At 60.7% G+C, this 20560-nt stretch carries 15 protein-coding genes; 11 read left to right on the top strand and 4 right to left on the bottom strand.

All coding sequences use genetic code 11. From position 1 onward, the window contains the following. Window positions 1–48: 48 nt before the first annotated feature. Both JV201_RS01630 and glnA read right to left on the bottom strand, forming a co-directional pair. A complete protein-coding gene (locus JV201_RS01630; protein ID WP_219406421.1) occupies window positions 49–585 on the bottom strand; it encodes a chorismate mutase in 537 nt (178 codons plus the stop codon). A gap of 189 nt (window positions 586–774) precedes the next feature. Next, window positions 775–2181 carry a glutamate--ammonia ligase gene (gene glnA / locus JV201_RS01635; protein ID WP_219406422.1) on the bottom strand — a complete coding sequence of 469 codons (1407 nt, stop codon included), beginning with the start codon at window positions 2179–2181 and terminating at the stop codon, window positions 775–777. Between the two features lie 333 nt (window positions 2182–2514). On the opposite strand from glnA, the gene thiI reads away from it, so the two are divergent. Together thiI and typA are read left to right on the top strand one after the other, a co-directional pair. Then, window positions 2515–3969 (top strand): tRNA uracil 4-sulfurtransferase ThiI, encoded by a 1455-nt coding sequence (thiI, locus tag JV201_RS01640; RefSeq protein ID WP_219406423.1) that lies wholly within the window; start codon window positions 2515–2517, stop codon window positions 3967–3969. 139 nt (window positions 3970–4108) lie between these two features. Continuing rightward, entirely contained in the window at window positions 4109–5929 is a 1821-nt protein-coding gene (typA, locus tag JV201_RS01645) for a translational GTPase TypA (RefSeq protein WP_003217997.1), read from the top strand. 203 nt (window positions 5930–6132) lie between these two features. On the opposite strand, the gene JV201_RS01650 is transcribed toward typA, so the two are convergent. Then, window positions 6133–6567: a YkgJ family cysteine cluster protein gene (locus tag JV201_RS01650; RefSeq protein WP_003217996.1), complete on the bottom strand. Its 435-nt coding sequence runs from the start codon at window positions 6565–6567 to the stop codon at window positions 6133–6135. Window positions 6568–6802: 235 nt separating this feature from the next. Here JV201_RS01650 and JV201_RS01655 point away from each other — a divergent pair, with 235 nt between their 5' ends. The 6 genes from JV201_RS01655 (at window position 6803) to JV201_RS01680 (ending at window position 16433) form a co-directional block, all read left to right on the top strand. Continuing rightward, window positions 6803–9253 carry a glycogen/starch/alpha-glucan phosphorylase gene (locus JV201_RS01655; RefSeq protein WP_003217995.1) on the top strand — a complete coding sequence of 817 codons (2451 nt, stop codon included), beginning with the start codon at window positions 6803–6805 and terminating at the stop codon, window positions 9251–9253. A 170-nt stretch (window positions 9254–9423) separates the two neighbouring features. Next, window positions 9424–12960, top strand: a complete 3537-nt coding sequence (locus JV201_RS01660) for a DUF2339 domain-containing protein (RefSeq protein WP_219406424.1) — start codon at window positions 9424–9426, stop codon at window positions 12958–12960. Further along, window positions 12960–14315, top strand: coding sequence for a DUF3999 domain-containing protein (locus JV201_RS01665; RefSeq protein WP_219406425.1), 1356 nt, complete (start codon window positions 12960–12962; stop codon window positions 14313–14315). Before JV201_RS01660 ends, JV201_RS01665 begins: the two co-directional genes overlap by 1 nt. A gap of 107 nt (window positions 14316–14422) precedes the next feature. Next, window positions 14423–15433 carry a class 1 fructose-bisphosphatase gene (locus tag JV201_RS01670; protein WP_003217989.1) on the top strand — a complete coding sequence of 337 codons (1011 nt, stop codon included), beginning with the start codon at window positions 14423–14425 and terminating at the stop codon, window positions 15431–15433. 143 nt (window positions 15434–15576) lie between these two features. Beyond that, on the top strand, window positions 15577–15831 hold the full coding sequence (locus tag JV201_RS01675) for a hypothetical protein (protein WP_003217986.1): 255 nt from the start codon (window positions 15577–15579) through the stop codon (window positions 15829–15831). Between the two features lie 32 nt (window positions 15832–15863). Continuing rightward, complete coding sequence (locus tag JV201_RS01680) at window positions 15864–16433, top strand: lipocalin family protein (RefSeq protein WP_003217984.1); 570 nt, start codon at window positions 15864–15866, stop codon at window positions 16431–16433. Window positions 16434–16562: 129 nt separating this feature from the next. Here the strand turns inward: JV201_RS01680 and JV201_RS01685 are convergent, their stop codons facing one another. Then, a complete protein-coding gene (locus tag JV201_RS01685; protein ID WP_219406426.1) occupies window positions 16563–17927 on the bottom strand; it encodes a formimidoylglutamate deiminase in 1365 nt (454 codons plus the stop codon). 78 nt (window positions 17928–18005) lie between these two features. Here JV201_RS01685 and hutC point away from each other — a divergent pair, with 78 nt between their 5' ends. From hutC to hutU, 3 genes are all read left to right on the top strand, one after another. Beyond that, a complete protein-coding gene (gene hutC, locus JV201_RS01690) occupies window positions 18006–18785 on the top strand; it encodes a histidine utilization repressor (protein WP_173406113.1) in 780 nt (259 codons plus the stop codon). Then, window positions 18782–19342 carry a HutD family protein gene (locus tag JV201_RS01695; protein WP_003217978.1) on the top strand — a complete coding sequence of 187 codons (561 nt, stop codon included), beginning with the start codon at window positions 18782–18784 and terminating at the stop codon, window positions 19340–19342. Before hutC ends, JV201_RS01695 begins: the two co-directional genes overlap by 4 nt. 325 nt (window positions 19343–19667) lie before the next feature. Then, the coding region (hutU, locus tag JV201_RS29490) for a urocanate hydratase (RefSeq protein ID WP_257903280.1) at window positions 19668–20560 on the top strand (893 nt) is incomplete at its 3' end.

Raw genomic sequence — 20560 nt, forward strand, 5'->3', positions numbered from 1 at the left:
CCGCCATGCGAGCAAGCCCGCTCCCACATTTTGATGGGGTTCGCAATTTTAGATTTTATAGATACACAGCTCGGCAGTGGCGCGGATCATTGCCAGCTGGTGCAGCGAGTCTTTGGCAGGTGCGTGATTGGCCTGGGCCAGCCATTGCGGGCATTGCGGGTTGGTGCGCTCCGGGGTGAAGTCCGCCAGCTGTTGCAGCAGGCGTTTTTGCAGCAGGTCCAGTTTAGGGCGGATCTGGCCGACCAGATCCGGGCGTGGGTCATTCGGCGCCTTGCCTTGCAGCTGCCAGTCGGAAAGGTGGGCGTACTGCACCAGTTTGTTCGCCTCGATCTGGGCCGAGAAAAACTGCTCGGCCTGTGCCGGTGCCAGTTTGTAGCTCGGCGCCTGGGCGACGACGCTGGCGATCACGTCCTGCTCCCGTGGGCGGTCTTCGACGGGCTTGTGGCTGTCCCATTTGCTCAGGGCCACCTGGTCGGCAATCGCCAGGCGTTCGGCAATGCTGTCGAGCAGCGGGGCGAGAGTGGGTGGTGCTGCGAATACATTGGCGCTGATGGCCAGCAAGATGAACCCAGTTTTGAGTTTCAAGGCAGATCCCTCTTCTGTAGGAGCGAGCTTGCTCGCGAAGGTCGTTAACGATAACGCGTAAGTATTGAAGAAATGCGGTGCCTTTGAATTTTTCGCGGGCAAGCCCGCTCCCACAGGGTTTTGCGGGCAAAAAAAAGACCTCCCGAAGGAGGCCTTTTTCGTCACGCCGCGTTACGCAGCGCTACCGGATCAGCAGCTGTAGTACAGCTCGTATTCCAGTGGGTGTACGAAGGTGCGGACCTTGATTTCTTCTTCGCTTTTCAGGGCGATGTAGGCATCGATAAAGTCGTCGCTGAACACGCCGCCTTTGGTCAGGAACGCACGGCCCTTGTCCAGCTCTTCCAGGGCTTCTTTCAGGCTGCCGCACACTTGTGGGATCTCTTTGGCCTCTTCAGGCGGCAGGTCGTACAAGTTTTTGTCGGCGGCGTCGCCAGGGTGGATCTTGTTCTGGATACCGTCCAGGCCGGCCATTACCAGGGCAGCGAAGGCCAGGTACGGGTTGGCTGCCGGATCCGGGAAACGGGCTTCGATACGGCGAGCGCGAGGGCTGGACACGTAAGGAATACGGATCGAAGCGGAACGGTTGCGAGCCGAGTAGGCGAGCATTACCGGAGCTTCGAAACCTGGGACCAGACGCTTGTAGGAGTTGGTCGATGGGTTGGTGAAGCCGTTCAGGGCCTTACCGTGCTTGATGATACCGCCGATGAAGTACAGGGCAGTGTCGGACAGGCCGGCATAACCTTCGCCAGCGAAGGTGTTCTTGCCTTCTTTGGCGATGGACAGGTGAACGTGCATACCCGAACCGTTATCGCCGTACAGAGGCTTAGGCATGAAGGTAGCGGTACGGCCGTAGGCATCAGCCACGTTGTGTACGCAGTACTTCAGGGTCTGAACTTCGTCAGCCTTGGCAACCAGGGTGTTGAACTTCACGCCGATTTCGTTCTGGCCGGCAGTCGCCACTTCGTGGTGGTGAACTTCGATGACCAGGCCCATCTCTTCCATGGCGTTGCACATGGAGGTACGGATTTCGTGGTCGTGGTCGAACGGAGGAACCGGGAAGTAGCCGCCTTTGACACCTGGACGGTGGCCTTTGTTGCCGCCTTCCACGTCCTGGTCGGACATCCACGAACCTTGTTCGGAGAAGATTTTGAACATGGAACCAGAGATGTCGGACTTGAACTTGACCGAATCAAAGATGAAGAATTCTGGTTCCGGACCTACGAATACGGTGTCACCGATACCGGTCGACTTCAGGTATTCCTCGGCACGCTTGGCGATCGCACGTGGGTCACGGTCGTAGCCCTGCATGGTCGAAGGCTCGATCACGTCGCAGACGATGATCAAGGTTGGGTCTTCGGTGAACGGGTCGAGTACGGCAGTGCTGTCGTCCGGCATCAGGATCATGTCGGACGCTTCGATGCCTTTCCAGCCGGCAATGGAGGAGCCGTCGAACATTTTGCCTTCTTCGAAGAAGGCGTCATCCAGCGCGTCGCGAGCCGGCATGGTCACGTGGTGCTGAGTGCCTTTGGTGTCCGTGAAGCGCAGATCAATCCATTTGACGTCATGATCTTTGATGAGTTGAACCGACTTCGACATAGTGTCCTCCGGGTGGCTTCGGGCTGGGGTAGTGGAGTAGCCCTTAGAATGTGGGTGATGCCGGCGCGAATACTCGACCAAGGCAACCTGCCTCACAAGAGAGCAAATTGCATGCCAGTGCCCCGACATGGGTTTTTTGCCACAAAAACGCCCCTATAAAGGTGCAATCCGCTGAAACGGAAGAAATTGCGCACCGCAATGTAGCGCTTATTTTGGTTTATGACCCGTTTTGGTGCGCGAAAGGTCAGTTGCATATTAACTGGTTAAACCTTGAGCGATTTCCGCTATAATCCGCGCCCCCCTTTTTCGGCTGGGCCTGCGCGCGCTGTTTTCATGAAATTAATCGTTAAAGTCTTCCCCGAGATCACCATCAAGAGCCGACCGGTACGGATGCGTTTCATCCGTCAATTGGCCAAGAACATCCGTGCCGTGCTCCGCGATCTGGACCCGGCTGTGGTGGTGAATGGTGTGTGGGACAATCTCGAGCTGGAAACCCGCCTCACAGACCCCAAGGCCCTGAAGGACATGACCGAGCGCCTGAGCTGCGTACCGGGCATCGCGCATTTCCTGCAGGTCGACGAGTACCCGCTGGGCGACTTCGACGACATCACCGAAAGGTGCAAGCAGCACTACGGCGATGTGCTGGCAGGCAAGGTGTTTTCAGTGCGTTGCAAACGCGCCGGCAAGCACCCGTTCAGCTCCATGGATGTCGAGAAATACGTGGGCAGCAAGCTGCGTCGCGAGTGCGGCGCTGCCGGAATTTCCCTGAAAGAGCCGCAAATTGAAGTGCGGATGGAAATTCGCGACCAACGGTTGTTTGTGATCCACAGCCAGCACGACAGCATCGGCGGCTACCCGCTGGGTGCCCTGGAACAGACCCTGGTATTGATGTCCGGCGGTTTCGATTCCACTGTCGCGGCCTACCAGATCATGCGCCGCGGGCTGATGAGCCACTTCTGCTTCTTCAACCTGGGCGGGCGTGCACACGAATTGGGCGTGATGGAAGTCGCGCATTACATCTGGAAGAAGTACGGCAGCTCGCAACGGGTGCTGTTTGTAAGCGTACCGTTCGAGGAAGTCCTGGGAGAAATTCTCGGGAAAGTCGATAACAGTCATATGGGCGTAGTATTGAAGCGTATGATGTTACGCGCTGCGTCCCGAATCGCGGATCGGCTGGAAATCGACGCACTGGTCACCGGTGAAGCGATTTCCCAGGTGTCCAGCCAGACCCTGCCGAACCTGTCGTTGATCGACTCTGTGACCGAGAAGCTGGTACTGCGCCCGCTGATCGCCAGTCACAAGCAAGACATCATCGACCTGGCGACCCAGATCGGCACGGCGGATTTCGCCAAGCACATGCCGGAATATTGCGGGGTCATCTCGGTGAACCCCAAGACCCACGCCAAGCGCAACCGCGTGGAGTACGAAGAACAACAGTTCGATATGGCGGTGCTCGAGCGTGCGCTTGAGAACGCCAAGCTGGTGCCGATCGATCGGGTTATCGACGAATTGGGCCAGGATTTGCAGATCGAAGAAGTCAGCGAGGCTCTGGCCGGTCAGATCATCATCGACATCCGTCACCCGGATGCCGCTGAAGACGAGCCGCTGGAAATTGCTGGCATCGACGTACAAACGCTGCCGTTCTATGCATTGAATGCGCGTTTCAAGGAACTGGATGACAGCCGTCAGTACCTGTTGTATTGCGACAAAGGCGTGATGAGTCGCCTGCATGCCCACCATTTGCTCAGTGAGGGGCATGCCAATGTGCGCGTTTATCGACCGAGCTAAGAGCCCGGGGCTGTTTGCCTGTGGCCTGCGTCACCGGCCCCCCGACTCTGCCGTCAAGCTGTAACGGCAAGGCCTGACTCTACTGTTAATCGCTGCCACGACCTGTCAGCACACCGAATCCTCTGATCGAGATACACAAGTGATCGAAAATCTACGCAACATCGCCATCATTGCTCACGTTGACCATGGTAAGACCACCCTGGTAGACAAACTCTTGCGTCAATCCGGCACCCTGGAGCGCAACGAGCTCAACGACGAGCGCGTGATGGACTCCAACGACCAGGAGAAAGAGCGCGGTATTACCATTCTGGCGAAAAACACCGCCATCAACTGGAACGGCTACCACATCAACATCGTGGATACCCCGGGCCACGCCGACTTCGGCGGCGAAGTTGAACGCGTAATGTCGATGGTTGACTCCGTTCTGCTGCTGGTTGACGCTCAAGACGGCCCTATGCCGCAAACCCGTTTCGTGACCAAGAAGGCTTTCGAAGCCGGCCTGCGTCCGATCGTGTGCATCAACAAGGTTGACCGTCCAGGCGCGCGTCCGGACTGGGTTCTGGACCAGATCTTCGACCTGTTCGACAACCTGGGTGCCACCGAAGAACAGCTGGACTTCAAAGTCGTCTACGCCTCGGCCCTGAACGGCATTGCCGGTCTGGAACACACCGACATGGCTGAAGACATGACCCCGCTGTACCAGTCGATCGTCGACAACGTACCGGCTCCGAAAGTTGACCGTGAAGGCCCGTTCCAGATGCAAATCTCGGCACTGGACTACAACAGCTTCCTGGGTGTTATCGGTGTTGGCCGTATCGCTCGTGGTAGCGTCAAGCCGAACACTCCGGTGGTCGCCATCGGCGCCGACGGCAAGAAGCGCAACGGTCGTATCCTGAAGCTGATGGGTCACCACGGCCTGCACCGCATCGACGTTGAAGAAGCGTTTGCCGGTGACATCGTGTGTGTGAGCGGTATGGACTCGCTGTTCATCTCCGACACCCTGTGCCAGCCGGACAACGTCGAGGCGATGAAGCCTCTGACCGTTGACGAGCCAACCGTTTCCATGACCTTCCAGGTAAACGACTCGCCTTTCTGCGGTAAAGAAGGCAAGTTCGTGACTTCCCGTAACATCAAGGAACGTCTGGACAAAGAGCTGCTGTACAACGTTGCTCTGCGCGTTGAAGAAGGCGACTCGGCTGACAAGTTCAAGGTTTCCGGCCGTGGTGAGCTGCACCTCTCGGTACTGATCGAAACCATGCGTCGCGAAGGCTTCGAAATGGGCGTTGGTCGTCCTGAAGTGATCATCCGTCAGGTTGACGGCGTGAAGCAGGAACCGTTTGAAAACGTCACCATCGACACCCCTGAAGAATCCCAGGGCAAGGTCATGGAAGAGATGGGCCTGCGTAAGGGCGACCTGACCAACATGGTGCCGGATGGCAAAGGCCGTGTGCGTCTGGAATACAACATCCCTGCTCGTGGTCTGATCGGTTTCCGTAACCAGTTCCTGACCCTGACCAACGGTGCTGGCATCCTGACCTCGATCTTCGATCGCTACGACACCATGAAGTCCGGCGACATGTCCGGTCGTCAGAACGGTGTTCTGGTATCGGTAGAAACCGGCAAGGCGCTGACCTACTCCCTGGAAACCCTCCAGGCGCGTGGCAAGCTGTTCGTTGAACACGGTCAAGAGATCTACAACGGTCAGATCGTTGGCCTGAACAGCCGTGACAACGACATGGGCGTCAACCCAACCAAAGGCAAGAAGCTCGACAACATGCGTGCTTCGGGTAAAGACGAAACCATCGCTCTGGTTCCACCTGTTCGCTTCACCCTGGAACAGGCTCTGGAATTCATCCAGGACGACGAGCTGTGCGAAGTTACGCCTAAGTCGATCCGCCTGCGTAAGAAGATCCTGGACGAAGGCGAGCGTACCCGCGCTGCCAAGAAAGCCAAGAACTGAGTTAACTCAGGCTGAATGAAAAACGCCCCCGGTCGAAAGGCCGGGGGCGTTTTTTTATGCCTGCAATATCTGTAGTGACTGTGCGGGCCCCTTCGCGAGCAAGCCCGCTCCCACATTCGACCGCGTTTTTTCAGGATGAGTAAGGTCAAGTGTGGGAGCGGGCTTGCTCGCGAAAGCGGTAGTTCAGGTAATAAGAATCTGGATCAGAACTTGTCGAGGGTCTTGAACCTGGTCTCGCGCACCACTTCCTTCGGCTTGTACGCGCAATACCCCGGGCGCGGCCCGATTTTCGGGTGATTGCGGCAAGTATCCGGGCGCTTGTCATAAATAGTGCAGAAGCGGCTCTTACGATCCAGGTACAGGCAATCGTTGTTGCTCATGCGCTGCAGGGTGAAGATCTCGGATTTGGCGTTGAAGCGCTCGACGATGCCTTCCTTCTGCAAGCGCTTGGCGATGTTCTTCGGCGGGTCGCCACGCTCGAACTCATCGACGATGCCGATGCGGATCAGGTCCTTGATCTTCACCTCAACCGGCAGGGTGCAGCAGCTCGACACACAGCCGCCACACATATGGCTTGAGTATTTCTGCCAGGTCTCGAGACGGTCGAGTTCCGCGGCGGCGATCAGTTGAGGCTTCATCAGGTTTCCAAGAGGGGTGTTATCCGGCGCGGGATCATACCGGAACTGGTGGTTTTTTGAACAATATCTTCCAGCTTTCAGCTCGAAGGCTGTGCCGGGCCACAAACGGGCACGGCCCCTGCATCAAATTCCCGCAAAGGTGAATGAGTTAAAAAACTGCCGAACCAGAGCGTCTACCGTCTGTCAGACCGTCTAGGCTCTAGCAACTCCTTCTATCTCGCCCGAGGTCGCATCGATGTCTCAGGAACCGCTTGTACGAGAAGCAGAGGTAGCCGCATTTCGCGATGCCGTCTTGACCAAACTTACCTATGCGGTGGGCAAGGACCCCGATCACGCCTTCGACCACGATTGGTTTGAAGCCATCGCACTGGCCGCCCGCGACCACATGGTCGACCACTGGATGGACCACACGCGGCACATCTACCGCAAGGGACAGAAGCGGGTCTATTACCTCTCGCTGGAATTCCTGATCGGCCGTCTGCTCTACGACAGCCTGAGCAACCTTGGCTTGCTGGACGTGGCCCGTGAGGCCATGAGCGAGTTGGGTGTGGACATGGAGCGCATTCGCCTGCTGGAGCCCGACGCGGCCCTGGGCAACGGTGGCCTTGGCCGCCTGGCGGCCTGCTTCATGGAAAGCATGTCGACCCTGGGTATTGCCGGCCATGGCTATGGCATTCGGTATGAGCACGGGCTGTTTCGCCAGGCGATTGTCGATGGCTGGCAGCAGGAGCAAACCGAACGCTGGCTGGATTTCGGCAACCCCTGGGAGTTCGAGCGCGCCGAAGTGATCTACCCGATCGGCTTTGGCGGTGGTGTGGAAACCGTGCTGGACGCGTCCGGCAAGTCGATCCAGGTCTGGTCGCCGAATGAAACCGTACGTGCGGTGGCGTATGACACCCCGGTCGTCGGCTGGCGCGGCGCAAGCGTCAACACCTTGCGCCTGTGGCGTGCCCGTGCGGTGGAAGACCTGCACCTGGAACGTTTCAACGCCGGTGACCACTTGGGCGCCGTCGCCGAGGTGGCCCGCGCCGAAAGCATCTCCCGAGTGCTTTACCCGGCCGACAGCACCGAAGCAGGGCAGGAGCTGCGCCTGCGCCAGGAGTACTTCTTCGTCTCCGCCTCGTTGCAGGATCTGCTGCGTCGCCACAAGAACATGCACGGCTCGGTATTGAGCCTGGGCGAGCACGCGGCCATCCAGCTCAACGACACTCACCCCTCGATCGCGGTGGCCGAGTTGATGCGTCAGTTGGTGGACCTGCACGACATCCCGTGGGATGCCGCCTGGGACGTCACCGTCGAAACCCTTTCGTACACCAACCACACCTTGCTCCCCGAGGCGTTGGAAACCTGGCCAGTCGGCCTGATGGAGCGCATGCTGCCGCGGCACATGCAGATCATCTACCTGATCAACGCCCAGCATATCGACTCGCTGCGGGCCAAGGGCATCCATGACTTCGACGTGCTGCGTGCCGTCTCGCTGATCGAAGAAGACAACGGTCGCCGCGTACGCATGGGCAACCTGGCGTTCCTCGGCTCCCACAGTGTCAACGGCGTATCCGGCCTGCACACTCAACTGATGCGCAGCACGGTGTTCTCCGAACTGCACAAGCTCTACCCGGACCGCATCAACAACAAAACCAACGGCATTACCTTCCGCCGCTGGCTGTACCAGGCCAACCCCAAGCTCACGGCGATGCTGGTGGAGGCACTGGGCCCGGACGTGCTGGATAACCCCGAACAGCGCCTGGCAGACCTGGAACCGTTTGCCGAGAAGCAAGCCTTTCGCAAGGCCTTCGCCGAACAGCGGCTGCACAGTAAGCGGGCACTGGCCGACATCATTCACGAGCGCCTGGGGATTTCGGTCAACCCGGCGGCGATGTTCGATGTGCAGGTCAAGCGGATCCACGAGTACAAGCGCCAGCTGCTGAACCTGATGCACACCGTCGCGCTGTACCAGGCGATCCGGGCCGAGCCGGGCACCGACTGGGTGCCGCGGGTGAAGATCTTCGCCGGCAAGGCCGCGGCCAGCTATCACCAGGCCAAGCTGATCATCAAGCTGACTAACGACATCGCCCGTACCGTCAACAACGACCCTACCGTGCGCGGGTTGCTCAAGGTGGTATTCCTGCCCAACTACAACGTCAGCCTGGCGGAAAGCATCATTCCGGCGGCCGACTTGTCGGAGCAGATTTCCACCGCTGGCTTTGAAGCCTCGGGCACCAGCAACATGAAATTCGGCCTCAACGGCGCGCTGACGATCGGCACCATGGACGGCGCCAACGTCGAGATGCACGAGCGCGTGGGTGCCGACCACATGTTCATCTTCGGCCTCAGTGCCCAGCAGGTGGAAGCGCGCAAACACGCGGGCGAGTTCAACGCCGGGCCAGAGATCGCCGCGTCCCATCGCTTGAATGATGTGCTGCAAGCGATTCGTGGCGGGGTGTTCTCACCGGATGATCCGGGCCGTTATGCCGGGTTGGTGGATTCGCTGATCGACTACGACCGCTTCCTGGTCTGTGCCGACTTCGATTCCTACTGGGATGCCCAGGCGCGGGTCGAGGCCCATTGGCACGACTCCAAGGAATGGTGGCGTTCGGCGGTGCTCAATACCGCGCGCATGGGCTGGTTCTCGTCGGACCGGACCATCCGCGAATACGCGACGGAAATCTGGAAAGCGTTGGATTAGACACTGCAATAAAAAATGTGGGAGCGGGCTTGCTCGCGAAAGCGCAGCGTCAGTCGACAAATTTGTGACTGATCCACCGCCTTCGCGAGCAAGCCCGCTCCCACATGGGGTCCGTGTCGATATACTGAGCATCGCCTTTGCCCGCTTCGGGCTGCTTAGGGATATCGACCATGCAATGGATTTTCATGCTGATTGGCCTGGTGCTCGGCTGGACACTCGACGAGTCGTTCAGTGATGCGGGCATTGGTGCGCTGCTCGGTTTGGGCATTGGCCAGGCGATTCGCCTGTCGATGCTCGCCTCGCGTACGGAGGAACAAGGCCGTCAGCTGGAGTCTGCCCGCAACGCCCTGAAAGTGGTCGAGCAACGCCTGGCCTTGCTGGAAAGGCCTGCCGCCGTTGAAACCGCCGGACCTGTGTTTGTCGAAGAGCCGCTGCCGGTAGCGGCGCCGCCTGAACTCGTCTGGGAATTACCCGCCGAACTGGAACCTGCCTACTCAAGTGTGGTGGCCGAACCCAGCCAGCCATTGCCGGCTGATGTGTGGCGGGCCGAACCGAGCGCGAAAATCCCTGAACAACCTGCCGCGCCTGCGGTGCCTCGCGGCCCCAGCTTTATCGAGCGCGCAATCAGCGGTGCCCGCAACTGGCTGTTCGGTGGCAACACCGTGCTGCGGGTCGGCGTGGTGTTGTTGTTCCTCGGCCTGGCCTTCCTGCTGCGCTATGCCACTGAAGGCATGGTGGTGCCAATCGAGTTGCGTTACGCAGGTGTCGCCGGTTGCGCATTGGCACTGCTGGGCCTGGGTTGGTGGCTGCGGCTGCGCAACAGTAATTACGGGTTGATGCTGCAGGGCACCGGCATTGCGGTGTTGTACCTCACGGTGTTCGCCGCGATGCGCCTGCACCCGCTGCTCGACCCCGGCGCGGCACTCGGCTTGCTGGTGGCGGTCACCGTTTTCTCGGCGATCCTGGCGATTACCCAGGACGCCCTCGGCCTGGCCTGCGCCGCTGCACTCGGCGGTTTTGCGGCACCGATCCTCACGTCCACCGGCGCCGGCAACCATGTGGCGCTGTTCAGCTATTTCGCCCTGCTAAACACAGGCATTCTCGCCATCGCCTGGTTCAAGGCCTGGCGCCTGCTCAATTTGATCGGTTTTGTCGGCACCTTCGGCATCGGCTTCGCCTGGGGCATGCGCTCCTATACACCGGAGCTGCTGTGGAGCACCGAGCCGTTCCTGATTCTATTTTTCCTGATGTACCTGGGCATCGGCCTGTTGTTCGCCCGGCGCAAGTTGCTGGAGATGCGCGACGCGCCGGACGATGACAGCCGTGGCGCGTTGCTGCGCTGGTCGGCGGCCAAGGGCGATTATGTCGACGGCAGCATGCTGTTCGGTCCGCCGCTGGTGGGCTTCGGTCTGCAGTTTGCGCTGGTGCAGCACCTGGAGTTTGCCGCTGCGTTCAGCGCGCTGGCCCTGGGCATTATCTATATGGGCCTGGCTCGTTTGCTGAGTGGCGGGCGCGCCTTGCTGCTGGCGGAAACTTGCCTGGCGCTGGGTGTGATCTTCGCCAGCCTGGCGATTCCGTTGGGCCTCGACGCACGCTGGACCGCGGCGGCCTGGGCCGTGGAAGGCGCCGGGATTTTCTGGCTCGGCCTGCGTCAGCAGCGGCCTTTGGCGCGGGCGTTTGGCTTGCTGTTGCAAGTCGGTTCGGCGCTGGCGTTCCTCAGCGAATTGCGGATTGGCGAGACCAGCCTGCTGGACGGTGCACCCTTGGGTGCGTTGTTGCTGGGGGCGGCCTTGCTGTTCAGTTTCGACCAATTGCGCAAGGCGCCGGTGGAGCACGCGGCGCAGTGGGAGCGTCGAGGCTTGCCGGTATTGGCCAGTGTGGGCCTGGGCTTCTTGTACCTGCTCGCACCGTTGCTGCTGTGGACCCAAGGCACGGCCATCAGTTGGGCGCTTGCCGGTCTTGCGACCTTGCTGGTGGGCCTGCGCATCGGCTCGCGCACGTTCCTCTTCACCGCGTTTGCCGTGCAACTGCTGGGTGGTGCGCTGTTCCTGCTGCGCCTGCAAGCGGGTGCTGATTCAGGCGCGGTGTTCAGTGCGGGCTGGAGCGGCTTGCTCACCGCATCGCTGATTGGCCTGGCATTGATCGGCGGCATGCTGCTGGCCGCGCGGGACACCATGGTGCGCAGCGATGTGCGGTTGTTGCGTGGCCTGTCGGTGGTGTTGCTCGCCGGGTTGGTGCTGATCAACCTGGCGGTGCTGTTTGTGCTGCCGTGGGAGACCGCCAGCGGCGTGTGGGCGGCCAGTGGTTTGTTGATCATCTGGCTGAGCCTGTACCTGCAACAGCGCGTCAGTTTTGTCTTCGGGTTGTTGCTGCAAGTGATCGGCGGCGCTTCGTTCCTGATCGCGGTGCCGGACCTGCTCGGGCCGCTGACCAGCGAAGGCTTGCGTCCTTTGGGTCATAGCGGCTTCTGGACGCCAATGGTGCTCGGGCTGGCAGCGCTGGTCGGGGCCTGGCGCTTGCAGCGTCGACCTCACGCGCCGGTGTTCGAGGCGTTGAGCTTGCAGCGGCTGTCCGACGTGCTGCTGGTGTGGGGTGCGGGTTGGTGGACGCTGGCGTTGGTCAGCGAAGTGCTGCGTTTTGCACCGTCGATGCTGCAAGGCACCTGGCTGTTGGCGGTAGCGGCGGTGAGTGTGGCGATCTGGGCGGTATTGGCCCTGAGGCTGCAATGGGCGTCGCTGGGCTTGCTGTGCACGCTGTTGATGCCGGCGGCGGGCGTGGTGTTGCTGGGCTCGTGGGGCTCGCGTTATCACCCGGCGGCGAACTTCGCCTGGCTGGCATGGGCAGCGGTGTTTGCGGTGCACTTCGTGTCGCTGCGACGCCTGGCTTCGGTCATTCCGGAGAAAGCCCTGAGCGCCGCGCATGTGCTTGGTTGCTGGCTGCTGATCGGCGTGCTGGCGCTGGAGCTGCGCTACGGCCTGTTGCTGCTGTCCGAGGAATACAACGCCTGGCGCTGGCTGGGCTGGGCGATCCTGCCGAGCCTATACCTGGTGCTGGCCGCCGCGCCACGCAGTTGGCCGTGGCCGGTGTCGGCGTACCCGCGCGAGTACCGGTTGTATGCCGCGTTGCCGCTGGCGGTGTTGATGCTCGGCTGGTTCTGGCTGGCGAATATCTTCAGCGACGGCACCGCCGAGCCGCTGCCGTATGTGCCGCTGCTTAACCCGCTGGATATTGGATTGCTATTCGCGCTGTTGGGTGTGTACCTGTGGTCCCGCAGTGCCGCACCGCAACGCGGGCCGCGCGCCGAACTGGTCGCCCAGGCGGTCTCCGGTGTCTCGTTGTTCGCCTTCTTCACTGCGCTGGTGATGCGCACGGCTCATCACTGGGGTGGCGTGCCGTTCCATCTGGATGCGTTGCTGGAGTCGATGCTGGTGCAGGCCGGGCTGTCGATCGTGTGGACCCTGATTGCCCTGAGCCTGATGATCGGCGGCCATCTGCGTCACCGGCGTGAGGTGTGGCTGATCGGTGCGGCATTGATTGCCGTGGTGGTGGCCAAATTGTTCTTCGTCGAATTGAGCAACCGCGGCGGGCTGGCGCGGATCGTATCGTTTATCGGTGTGGGCGGGCTGTTGCTGGTGGTGGGCTATTTCGCGCCGCTGCCGCCCAAGCGCCCCGAGCCGGTGGTTGAAACTGAAGGAGTGGCCTCTTGATGGGCAAGCTGAGTGTGGCGCTGTTGGGGTTGTGCACGACGTTATCGGCCTGGGCCCAGGAAACGCCCGCCGATTTCACCACGCGTGTGCCGCTGACGGTCAGTGGAGAAGGCCCGTGGTACCGCCTGGAACTGCCGCTGGCGGTGCAATTGAGCGCCCGTCAGGCCGACCTGGGTGACGTGCGGGTGTTCAACGCCGCTGGCGAGCCCCAGGCTTACGCACTGGCGCGGCAGTCGGCGCAAAGCACCGAAAGCCGCAGCCTGTCCAACGTGAAGTGGTTCCCGTTGTACACTGCGGCTGACTCCTCCGAAGCCGTGCCCAGCGTGCGTGTGCAATCCACGTCCACCGGCACGCTGGTGCAAGTGCAGCCGCCGAGCCAACTGGAGGCCGGCGAAGAAGTGCTGCGCGGCTGGCTGCTTGATGCGAGTGCGATCAAGGCCCCGTTGCAGCAACTGATCCTCGACTGGACGAGCGAGCGCGACGGCTTCCAGCGTTTCAGCATCGAAGCCAGCGACGACTTGCAGCACTGGCGCGCCTGGGGCGAAGGGCAGGTGGCGCGGTTGTCGTTTGCCGATGAGCGCGTCGAGCAGCATGAAGTGAGTTTGCCGGGGCAGTCGGCGCGGTATCTGCGTCTGCTGTGGAAAGGCCAGGCGGCACCGGCGCTGACGTCGGCGCAGTTGGAGAGTGTCAGCGCCCACAACCTGCCGTTGCCGCTGGTGTGGTCGCAGCCGTTGTCGGGCAGCCGGCTCAAGGCCGGGGAATACAGCTGGCAGTTACCCAACGCACTGAACGTCGAACGCTTGCGAATCGACTTGAGCCAACCCAACAGCCTGGCGCCGGTCACCTTGTCGGGCCGCCGGGAAAGTAATCAGGCCTGGCAGCCCATGAGCAGCGGTTTGCTCTACCGGTTGACACAAAATGGCCAGGACGTTTTACAGAACGAACTGCAGTTGCCGGGCCAGGCTGTTGCGCAGCTCAAGCTCGACGTGGACGAGCGTGGGGGTGGCCTGGGCGTGGAGGCGCCGACCTTGAGCTTTGCGGTGCGGGCCACGCAGTTGGTGTTCCTGGCGCGGGGCGAGCCACCGTTCACCCTTGTGCTCGGCAATCCGTCGGTGAAAGGCGCGAACTTGCCGCTGTCGACCCTGATTCCGGACTACAGCGCCGAACGTCTCGCGGGGCTTGGGCAGGCCAAAGTGGCGGGCGAGGCAGTGGTCACATCGGCTGCGGTCGCGGCCCCGGTTGATGCCGGGCCGAACTGGAAAAAGCTCGGTCTTTGGGCCGTGCTGCTGCTCGGTGTGGCGGCCCTGGGCGCCATGGCCTACAGTTTGCTGCGCAAGCCACCGGTGGCACGTTAAATAAAGTCCATGAACTCTATTGGGTTTAAATCCTCTGATAGGAGGAAATACGCCCCGACTCGCGTTAAACTGCGCGGGTTTTTAGCCCCCCATTTCCGGAGCCTTCCATGTCCCGCGTTACCCTGAGTCGCTATTTGATCGAGCAGACCCGCAGCAACAACACGCCTGCCGATCTGCGCTTCCTTATCGAAGTGGTGGCGCGTGCTTGCAAGGAAATCAGCCACGCCGTGTCCAAAGGCGCGCTGGGTGGTGTCCTGGGCAGCATGGGCACTGAAAACGTACAAGGCGAAGTGCAGAAGAAGCTTGACGTGATCTCCAACGAAATCCTGCTCGAAGCCAACGAGTGGGGCGGTCACCTGGCCGGCATGGCGTCCGAAGAAATGGACAATGCCTACCAGATCCCGGGCAAATACCCGAAAGGCGCGTACCTGCTGGTATTCGACCCACTGGACGGTTCGTCGAACATCGACATCAACGCGCCAGTCGGCACGATCTTCTCGGTACTGCGTTGCCCGAACGAATACCTGAGCCAGAACGAAGCCCTGAACGAAAAGGCCTTCCTGCAGCCGGGCACCGAGCAGGTAGCTGCCGGTTACGCGATCTACGGCCCACAGACCATGCTGGTGCTGACCCTGGGCGACGGCGTCAAGGGCTTCACCCTGGACCGCGAAATGGGCAGCTTCGTGCTCACCCACGAAGACATCACCATTCCTGCGTCCACCCAGGAATTTGCAATCAACATGTCCAACCAGCGTCACTGGGAAGAGCCGGTTACCCGCTATGTGGGTGAGTTGATGGCCGGCGAGGAAGGCCCGTTGAAGAAGAACTTCAACATGCGCTGGGTGGCTGCGATGGTTGCCGACGTGCACCGCATCCTGACCCGTGGTGGCCTGTTCATGTACCCACGCGACAGCCGCGAGCCGTCCAAGCCAGGCAAGCTGCGCCTGATGTACGAAGCCAACCCGATGTCGTTCCTGGTTGAGCAGGCGGGCGGTGCGTCCACCGACGGCCACCAGCGCATCCTCGACATCCAGCCTGAAGGCCTGCACCAGCGCGTGGCGGTGTTCCTGGGTTCGAAGGAAGAAGTTGAGCGTGTGACCGGCTACCACAAGGCGTAAGTCCTTGCGGTAAGCAAAAGCCCCGAAACGTTTCAGCGTTTTCGGGGCTTTTTTGTTTTCGCTCGTCGGGAACCAGACACCTCTTTTCCCTTCTAAGCTTCTGGCAGACCCCCAAGCTGCTTCGTCTCTCCAGGAGTTTTTCCATGTCGTTACGCCGTCTCGCCCTGTTGTCGTTTTGCGTGCTTCTGGCCGCTTGCAGCAAGGTCACTCAAGAAAATTACGCAAAACTGTCGGCCGGCATGCCAAAGGCCGAGGTGGAGTCGTTGTTGGGCAAGCCGACTGATTGTTCTGGCGCGCTGGGTATGTCCAGTTGCACCTGGGGCGATAAAAACAGCTTTATCAGCGTGCAATATGCCGGTGACAAAGTACTGATTTTTTCCGGGCAAGGCCTGAAGTAAACCGGGGCGAAAGCCTGCGGGAGAAAAACAACATGATGCGTTTCGTTCTATACCTCTGCGCCAGCCTGTTTTTGGCGGGCTGCGCCAGCCATTCTGGCGATGATCTGCAACCCAAGACTGTTGGCAGCGTCAACCTCAAGCGTTACCAGGGCACCTGGTATGAGTTGGCCCGTTTGCCGATGTACTTCCAGCGCAATTGTGCGCAGTCCGAAGCCCGCTACACGCTGTTGCCCGATGGCAACATGTCGGTGTTCAACCGCTGCCTGACCCCTGAGTGGAAGTGGCAGGAAGCCAAGGGCACCGCAACGCCGCAGGTCGCCGGCAAGACCGACAAACTGTGGGTCGAATTCAACAACTGGTTCACCTCGCTGTTGCCGGGCGTGGCCAAGGGCGATTACTGGGTGCTGTACGTCAGCGATGACTACAAGACCGCCATTGTCGGCAGCCCGAGCCGGCGCTACATGTGGTTGCTGTCGCGCACGCCGACGGTCAGCGCCGACACCCGCGAAGACCTGCTGAGCAGGGCGCGGCAGCAGGGGTATGACACCACACGTTTGATCTGGCGTACGTCGGACAAGCAGATGGCGAAGACCTCGCAGTAATACGAAACAGCGCCAATCCAATGTGGGAGCGGGCTTGCTCGCGAAGGCGGTGTGACAGTCACCAGATGTATTGACTGATCCACTGCTTTCGCGAGCAAGCCCGCTCCCACATTTGTTATGTGTCGTCTGTCAGCCCAGCAAATCCCGCAAGACCTGGGTAAACGCGCGGCTGCTGTCTTCTTCGGCGGCGTGATGCCCGTCGCGAATCACCCACTGGCCGTTGACCAGCACGTCGCGCACCTGGCGATCACCACCGGCAAACAACCAGCGATTGAGGATCCCGTCTTCGTTCGCTGTCGCCAGGTACGGATCGTTGCCGTCCAGCACCAGCCAGTCCGCACGCTTGCCAACTTCCAGGCGCCCAATCGGCTGCCCCAACGCTTCGGCACCGCCGTCCAGCGCGGCATCGAACAGCGTACGCCCAACCATCGGCTGATCGCTGCGATACAGCCGGTTGCGCCGCTGGTCCCGCAGCCGCTGCCCATATTCCAGCCAGCGCAATTCTTCCACCACGCTCAGTGACACATGGCTGTCGGAACCAATCCCCATGCGCCCGCCCTGGGCCAGGAAGTCCACCGCCGGGAAAATCCCGTCGCCCAGGTTGGCTTCAGTGGTCAGGCACAACCCGGCAATCGCCCGGCTCCTGGCCATCAACGTCACTTCTTCCGGATTGGCGTGGGTGGCGTGCACCAGGCACCAGCGCTGATCCACTTCAACATGGTCATACAACCATTGCAGCGGGCGCTGGCCGCTCCAGGCCAGGCAGTCGTCGACTTCCTTCTGCTGCTCGGCGATGTGGATATGCACCGGGCACGCCTTGTCGCTGGCGGCCAGCACTTCGCTGATCTGTTGCGGTGTGACGGCGCGCAGCGAGTGAAAACACAGGCCCAGCCGTTGTGCCGGTTGCGCGGCCATAATCGGTTGCAGGCGTGATTGCAGGCTCAGGTAATTTTCGGTGCTGTTGATAAAGCGGCGCTGGCCTTCATTGGGTGCCTGGCCGCCGAAACCGGAGTGGCTGTAGAGCACCGGCAACAACGTCAGGCCGATACCGCTGCTGGCGGCGGCCTGGCTGATTTGCCGCGACAGCTCCGCAGGGTCGGCATAGGGCTGGCCGCTGACGTCGTGGTGCACGTAGTGAAATTCGGCCACCGAGGTGTAGCCGGCCTTGAGCATTTCGATATACAACTGGCGCGCGATGACCTGCAACTGGTCGGGGCGGATCTTGCCGACCATCCGATACATCAGGTCGCGCCAGGTCCAGAAACTGTCATTCGGGTTGCCGGCCACTTCCGCCAGCCCGGCCATCGCGCGCTGGAAAGCGTGGGAATGCAGGTTCGGCATGCCCGCCAGCACGGGGCCCCTGAGCCGTTCGGCACCGTCTGCACTGGCGTTGGGCTCAACCTTGGTCAGCAGGCCATCGGCGCTGACTTCAAGACGTACATCGTTGGCCCATCCATTAGGCAGCAGCGCGCGTTCGGCAAAGAAAGCGGACATGATTCAGGCACCCCAGTCGTGTGTTTATTTGTATATACATATACAGACGTTTGCCTGCTCGGTAAACTCCGGCAAGCTATGCTTCTTTTTCACCTACAAGGATTTCCTGTGTCGACTCCGCCCGCCAAGTCTCCACTGGCTGCCCACATGGACGAAAGTCCGGCGCCCTTGTATGCCCGCGTCAAACAGATGATCAGCCAGCAGATTCTCAACGGCAACTGGCCGCCGCATTATCGCGTGCCTTCGGAGAGCGAACTGGTCAACCAGTTGGGCTTCAGTCGCATGACCATCAACCGCGCCCTGCGCGAGTTGACTGCCGAAGGCCTGCTGGTACGCATGCAAGGTGTGGGCACCTTTGTCGCCGAGCCCAAGAGCCAGTCGGCGCTGTTTGAAGTGCACAACATTGCCGATGAGATCGCCTCCCGCGGTCATCGCCATACGTGCAAGGTCATTACCCTCGGCGAAGAAGCCGCCGGCTCCGAGCGCGCCGTCGCGCTGGAAATGCGCGAAGGCGGGCGGGTGTTCCACTCGTTGATCGTGCACTACGAAAACGACATTCCGGTGCAAATCGAAGACCGTTTCGTCAACGCCCTGGTAGCACCGGAATACCTGCAGCAGGATTTCACCCAGCAAACGCCCTATGCCTACCTCAACCAGGTGGCGCCGCTGACCGAAGGCGAGCACGTGGTCGAGGCGATCCTGGCCGACGCCGACGAATGCAAGCTGCTGCAAATCGAAACCAGCGAGCCGTGCCTGCTGATTCGCCGCCGCACCTGGTCTGGCCGCCAGCCGGTCACGGCCGCACGTTTGATCCACCCCGGTTCCCGTCATAGCCTGGAAGGACGTTTCAGTAAATGAGTTCGATGAAAGTCTGGCGCGCTACCGATTACATTCGCATGCCGTGGAAAAACGGTGGTGGCAGCACTGAAGAAATCACCCGTGACGCGGGGGAGGGCCTGGACGGTTTCGGCTGGCGCCTGTCGATTGCCGATATCGCCGAGTCGGGCGGGTTCTCCACCTTTGCCGGGTACCAGCGCATTATCACCGTGCTGCAAGGCTCGGGCATGGTGCTGACGGTGGATGGCGAGGAACAGCTCGGGTTGTTACCGCTGCAGCCATTCCCGTTCAAGGGTGACAGCCAGGTGTCCTGCCGCTTGATCGGCGGGCCGATCCGCGATTTCAACCTCATCTATTCGCCGCAGCGCTATCAAGCGCGGTTGCAATGGATGGACGGCACGCAGCGTTTCTTCAGTGCCGCGCACACCGTGCTGGTGTTCAGCGTGGCCGATGAAGTGAAGGTGCTCGGTGAGCGGCTGAACCGTCACGACTGCCTGCAACTGGACGGTAACACCGGCCTGCTGGACGTCAGCGTGACTGGCCGTTGCTGCGTTATCGAATTGACTGCCGCCGCCTGAACAGGTGGGGGTTTCTTCCCCCACATTTTGTTTCCCTCTTCCCGCACCAACTTGTTACCGAACGCCCCAGCATGGCGCAAAGCCCTGCCTCGATGACAAGTCTCCCGCACTGTAAAAATCCCCCGTAAGAAAATTCATCATGCTGCGAAGCCTTGTTTTCCAAGGCTTCCACCCTCGTCCCGAAAAAATCTTCAAACCTTGCGCGCAAAGTTGGCCGCTTGATTGCATATGCTTGTATGTACAAGTAAAGATGTGTGCGTAAGAGTCCATGAACATCCTCTTCGCACCCATCAATGTTCGCGCATTGATCGTTGAGGATTTTTTTGTGACCAAGCCTACCCAATACCGTGACGTTGAAATCCGTGCCGCACGCGGCAACACGCTGACCGCCAAAAGCTGGCTGACTGAAGCGCCGCTACGCATGTTGATGAACAACCTCGACCCGCAGGTTGCCGAAAATCCGAAAGAACTGGTGGTGTACGGCGGTATCGGCCGTGCGGCACGTAACTGGGAATGCTACGACAAGATCGTAGAGAGCCTGACCAACCTCAACGACGACGAAACCCTGCTGGTGCAATCCGGCAAACCCGTCGGCGTGTTCAAGACCCACAGCAACGCCCCGCGCGTGCTGATCGCCAACTCCAACCTGGTGCCGCACTGGGCGAGCTGGGAGCATTTCAACGAACTGGATGCCAAGGGCCTGGCCATGTACGGCCAGATGACCGCCGGCAGCTGGATCTACATCGGCAGCCAGGGCATCGTGCAGGGCACCTACGAAACCTTCGTCGAAGCCGGTCGCCAGCACTACAACGATGACCTCAAGGGCCGTTGGGTCCTGACTGCCGGCCTCGGCGGCATGGGCGGCGCNCAGCCACTGGCCGCGACCCTGGCCGGTGCCTGCTCGCTGAACATCGAATGCCAGCAGGTCAGCATCGACTTCCGCCTGAGCAGCCGCTACGTCGACGAACAAGCCACCGACCTCGACGACGCCCTGGCGCGCATCGACAAATACACCAAGGCCGGCCAGGCGATCTCCATCGCGTTGCTGGGCAACGCCGCTGAAATCCTTCCGGAACTGGTCAAGCGTGGCGTGCGCCCGGACATGGTCACCGACCAGACCAGCGCCCACGACCCGCTCAACGGCTACCTGCCCGCCGGCTGGACCTGGGACGAATACCGCGCCCGCGCCAAGACCGAACCGGCCGAAGTGATCAAGGC

Origin of the sequence: Pseudomonas sp. Colony2, assembly GCF_019382755.1 — a bacterium.
Lineage (GTDB): Bacteria > Pseudomonadota > Gammaproteobacteria > Pseudomonadales > Pseudomonadaceae > Aquipseudomonas.

Coding starts and splice junctions, on each gene's coding strand:
- JV201_RS01670 (WP_003217989.1), top strand. CDS start 14,423: ATGTCCCGCGTTACCCTGAGTCGCTATTTGATCGAGCAGACCCGCAGC.
- JV201_RS01655 (WP_003217995.1), top strand. CDS start 6,803: ATGTCTCAGGAACCGCTTGTACGAGAAGCAGAGGTAGCCGCATTTCGC.
- JV201_RS01685 (WP_219406426.1), bottom strand. CDS start 17,927: ATGTCCGCTTTCTTTGCCGAACGCGCGCTGCTGCCTAATGGATGGGCC.
- glnA (WP_219406422.1), bottom strand. CDS start 2,181: ATGTCGAAGTCGGTTCAACTCATCAAAGATCATGACGTCAAATGGATT.
- JV201_RS01650 (WP_003217996.1), bottom strand. CDS start 6,567: ATGAAGCCTCAACTGATCGCCGCCGCGGAACTCGACCGTCTCGAGACC.
- JV201_RS01665 (WP_219406425.1), top strand. CDS start 12,960: ATGGGCAAGCTGAGTGTGGCGCTGTTGGGGTTGTGCACGACGTTATCG.
- hutC (WP_173406113.1), top strand. CDS start 18,006: ATGCTTCTTTTTCACCTACAAGGATTTCCTGTGTCGACTCCGCCCGCC.
- JV201_RS01680 (WP_003217984.1), top strand. CDS start 15,864: ATGATGCGTTTCGTTCTATACCTCTGCGCCAGCCTGTTTTTGGCGGGC.
- JV201_RS01675 (WP_003217986.1), top strand. CDS start 15,577: ATGTCGTTACGCCGTCTCGCCCTGTTGTCGTTTTGCGTGCTTCTGGCC.
- thiI (WP_219406423.1), top strand. CDS start 2,515: ATGAAATTAATCGTTAAAGTCTTCCCCGAGATCACCATCAAGAGCCGA.
- JV201_RS01695 (WP_003217978.1), top strand. CDS start 18,782: ATGAGTTCGATGAAAGTCTGGCGCGCTACCGATTACATTCGCATGCCG.
- JV201_RS01660 (WP_219406424.1), top strand. CDS start 9,424: ATGCAATGGATTTTCATGCTGATTGGCCTGGTGCTCGGCTGGACACTC.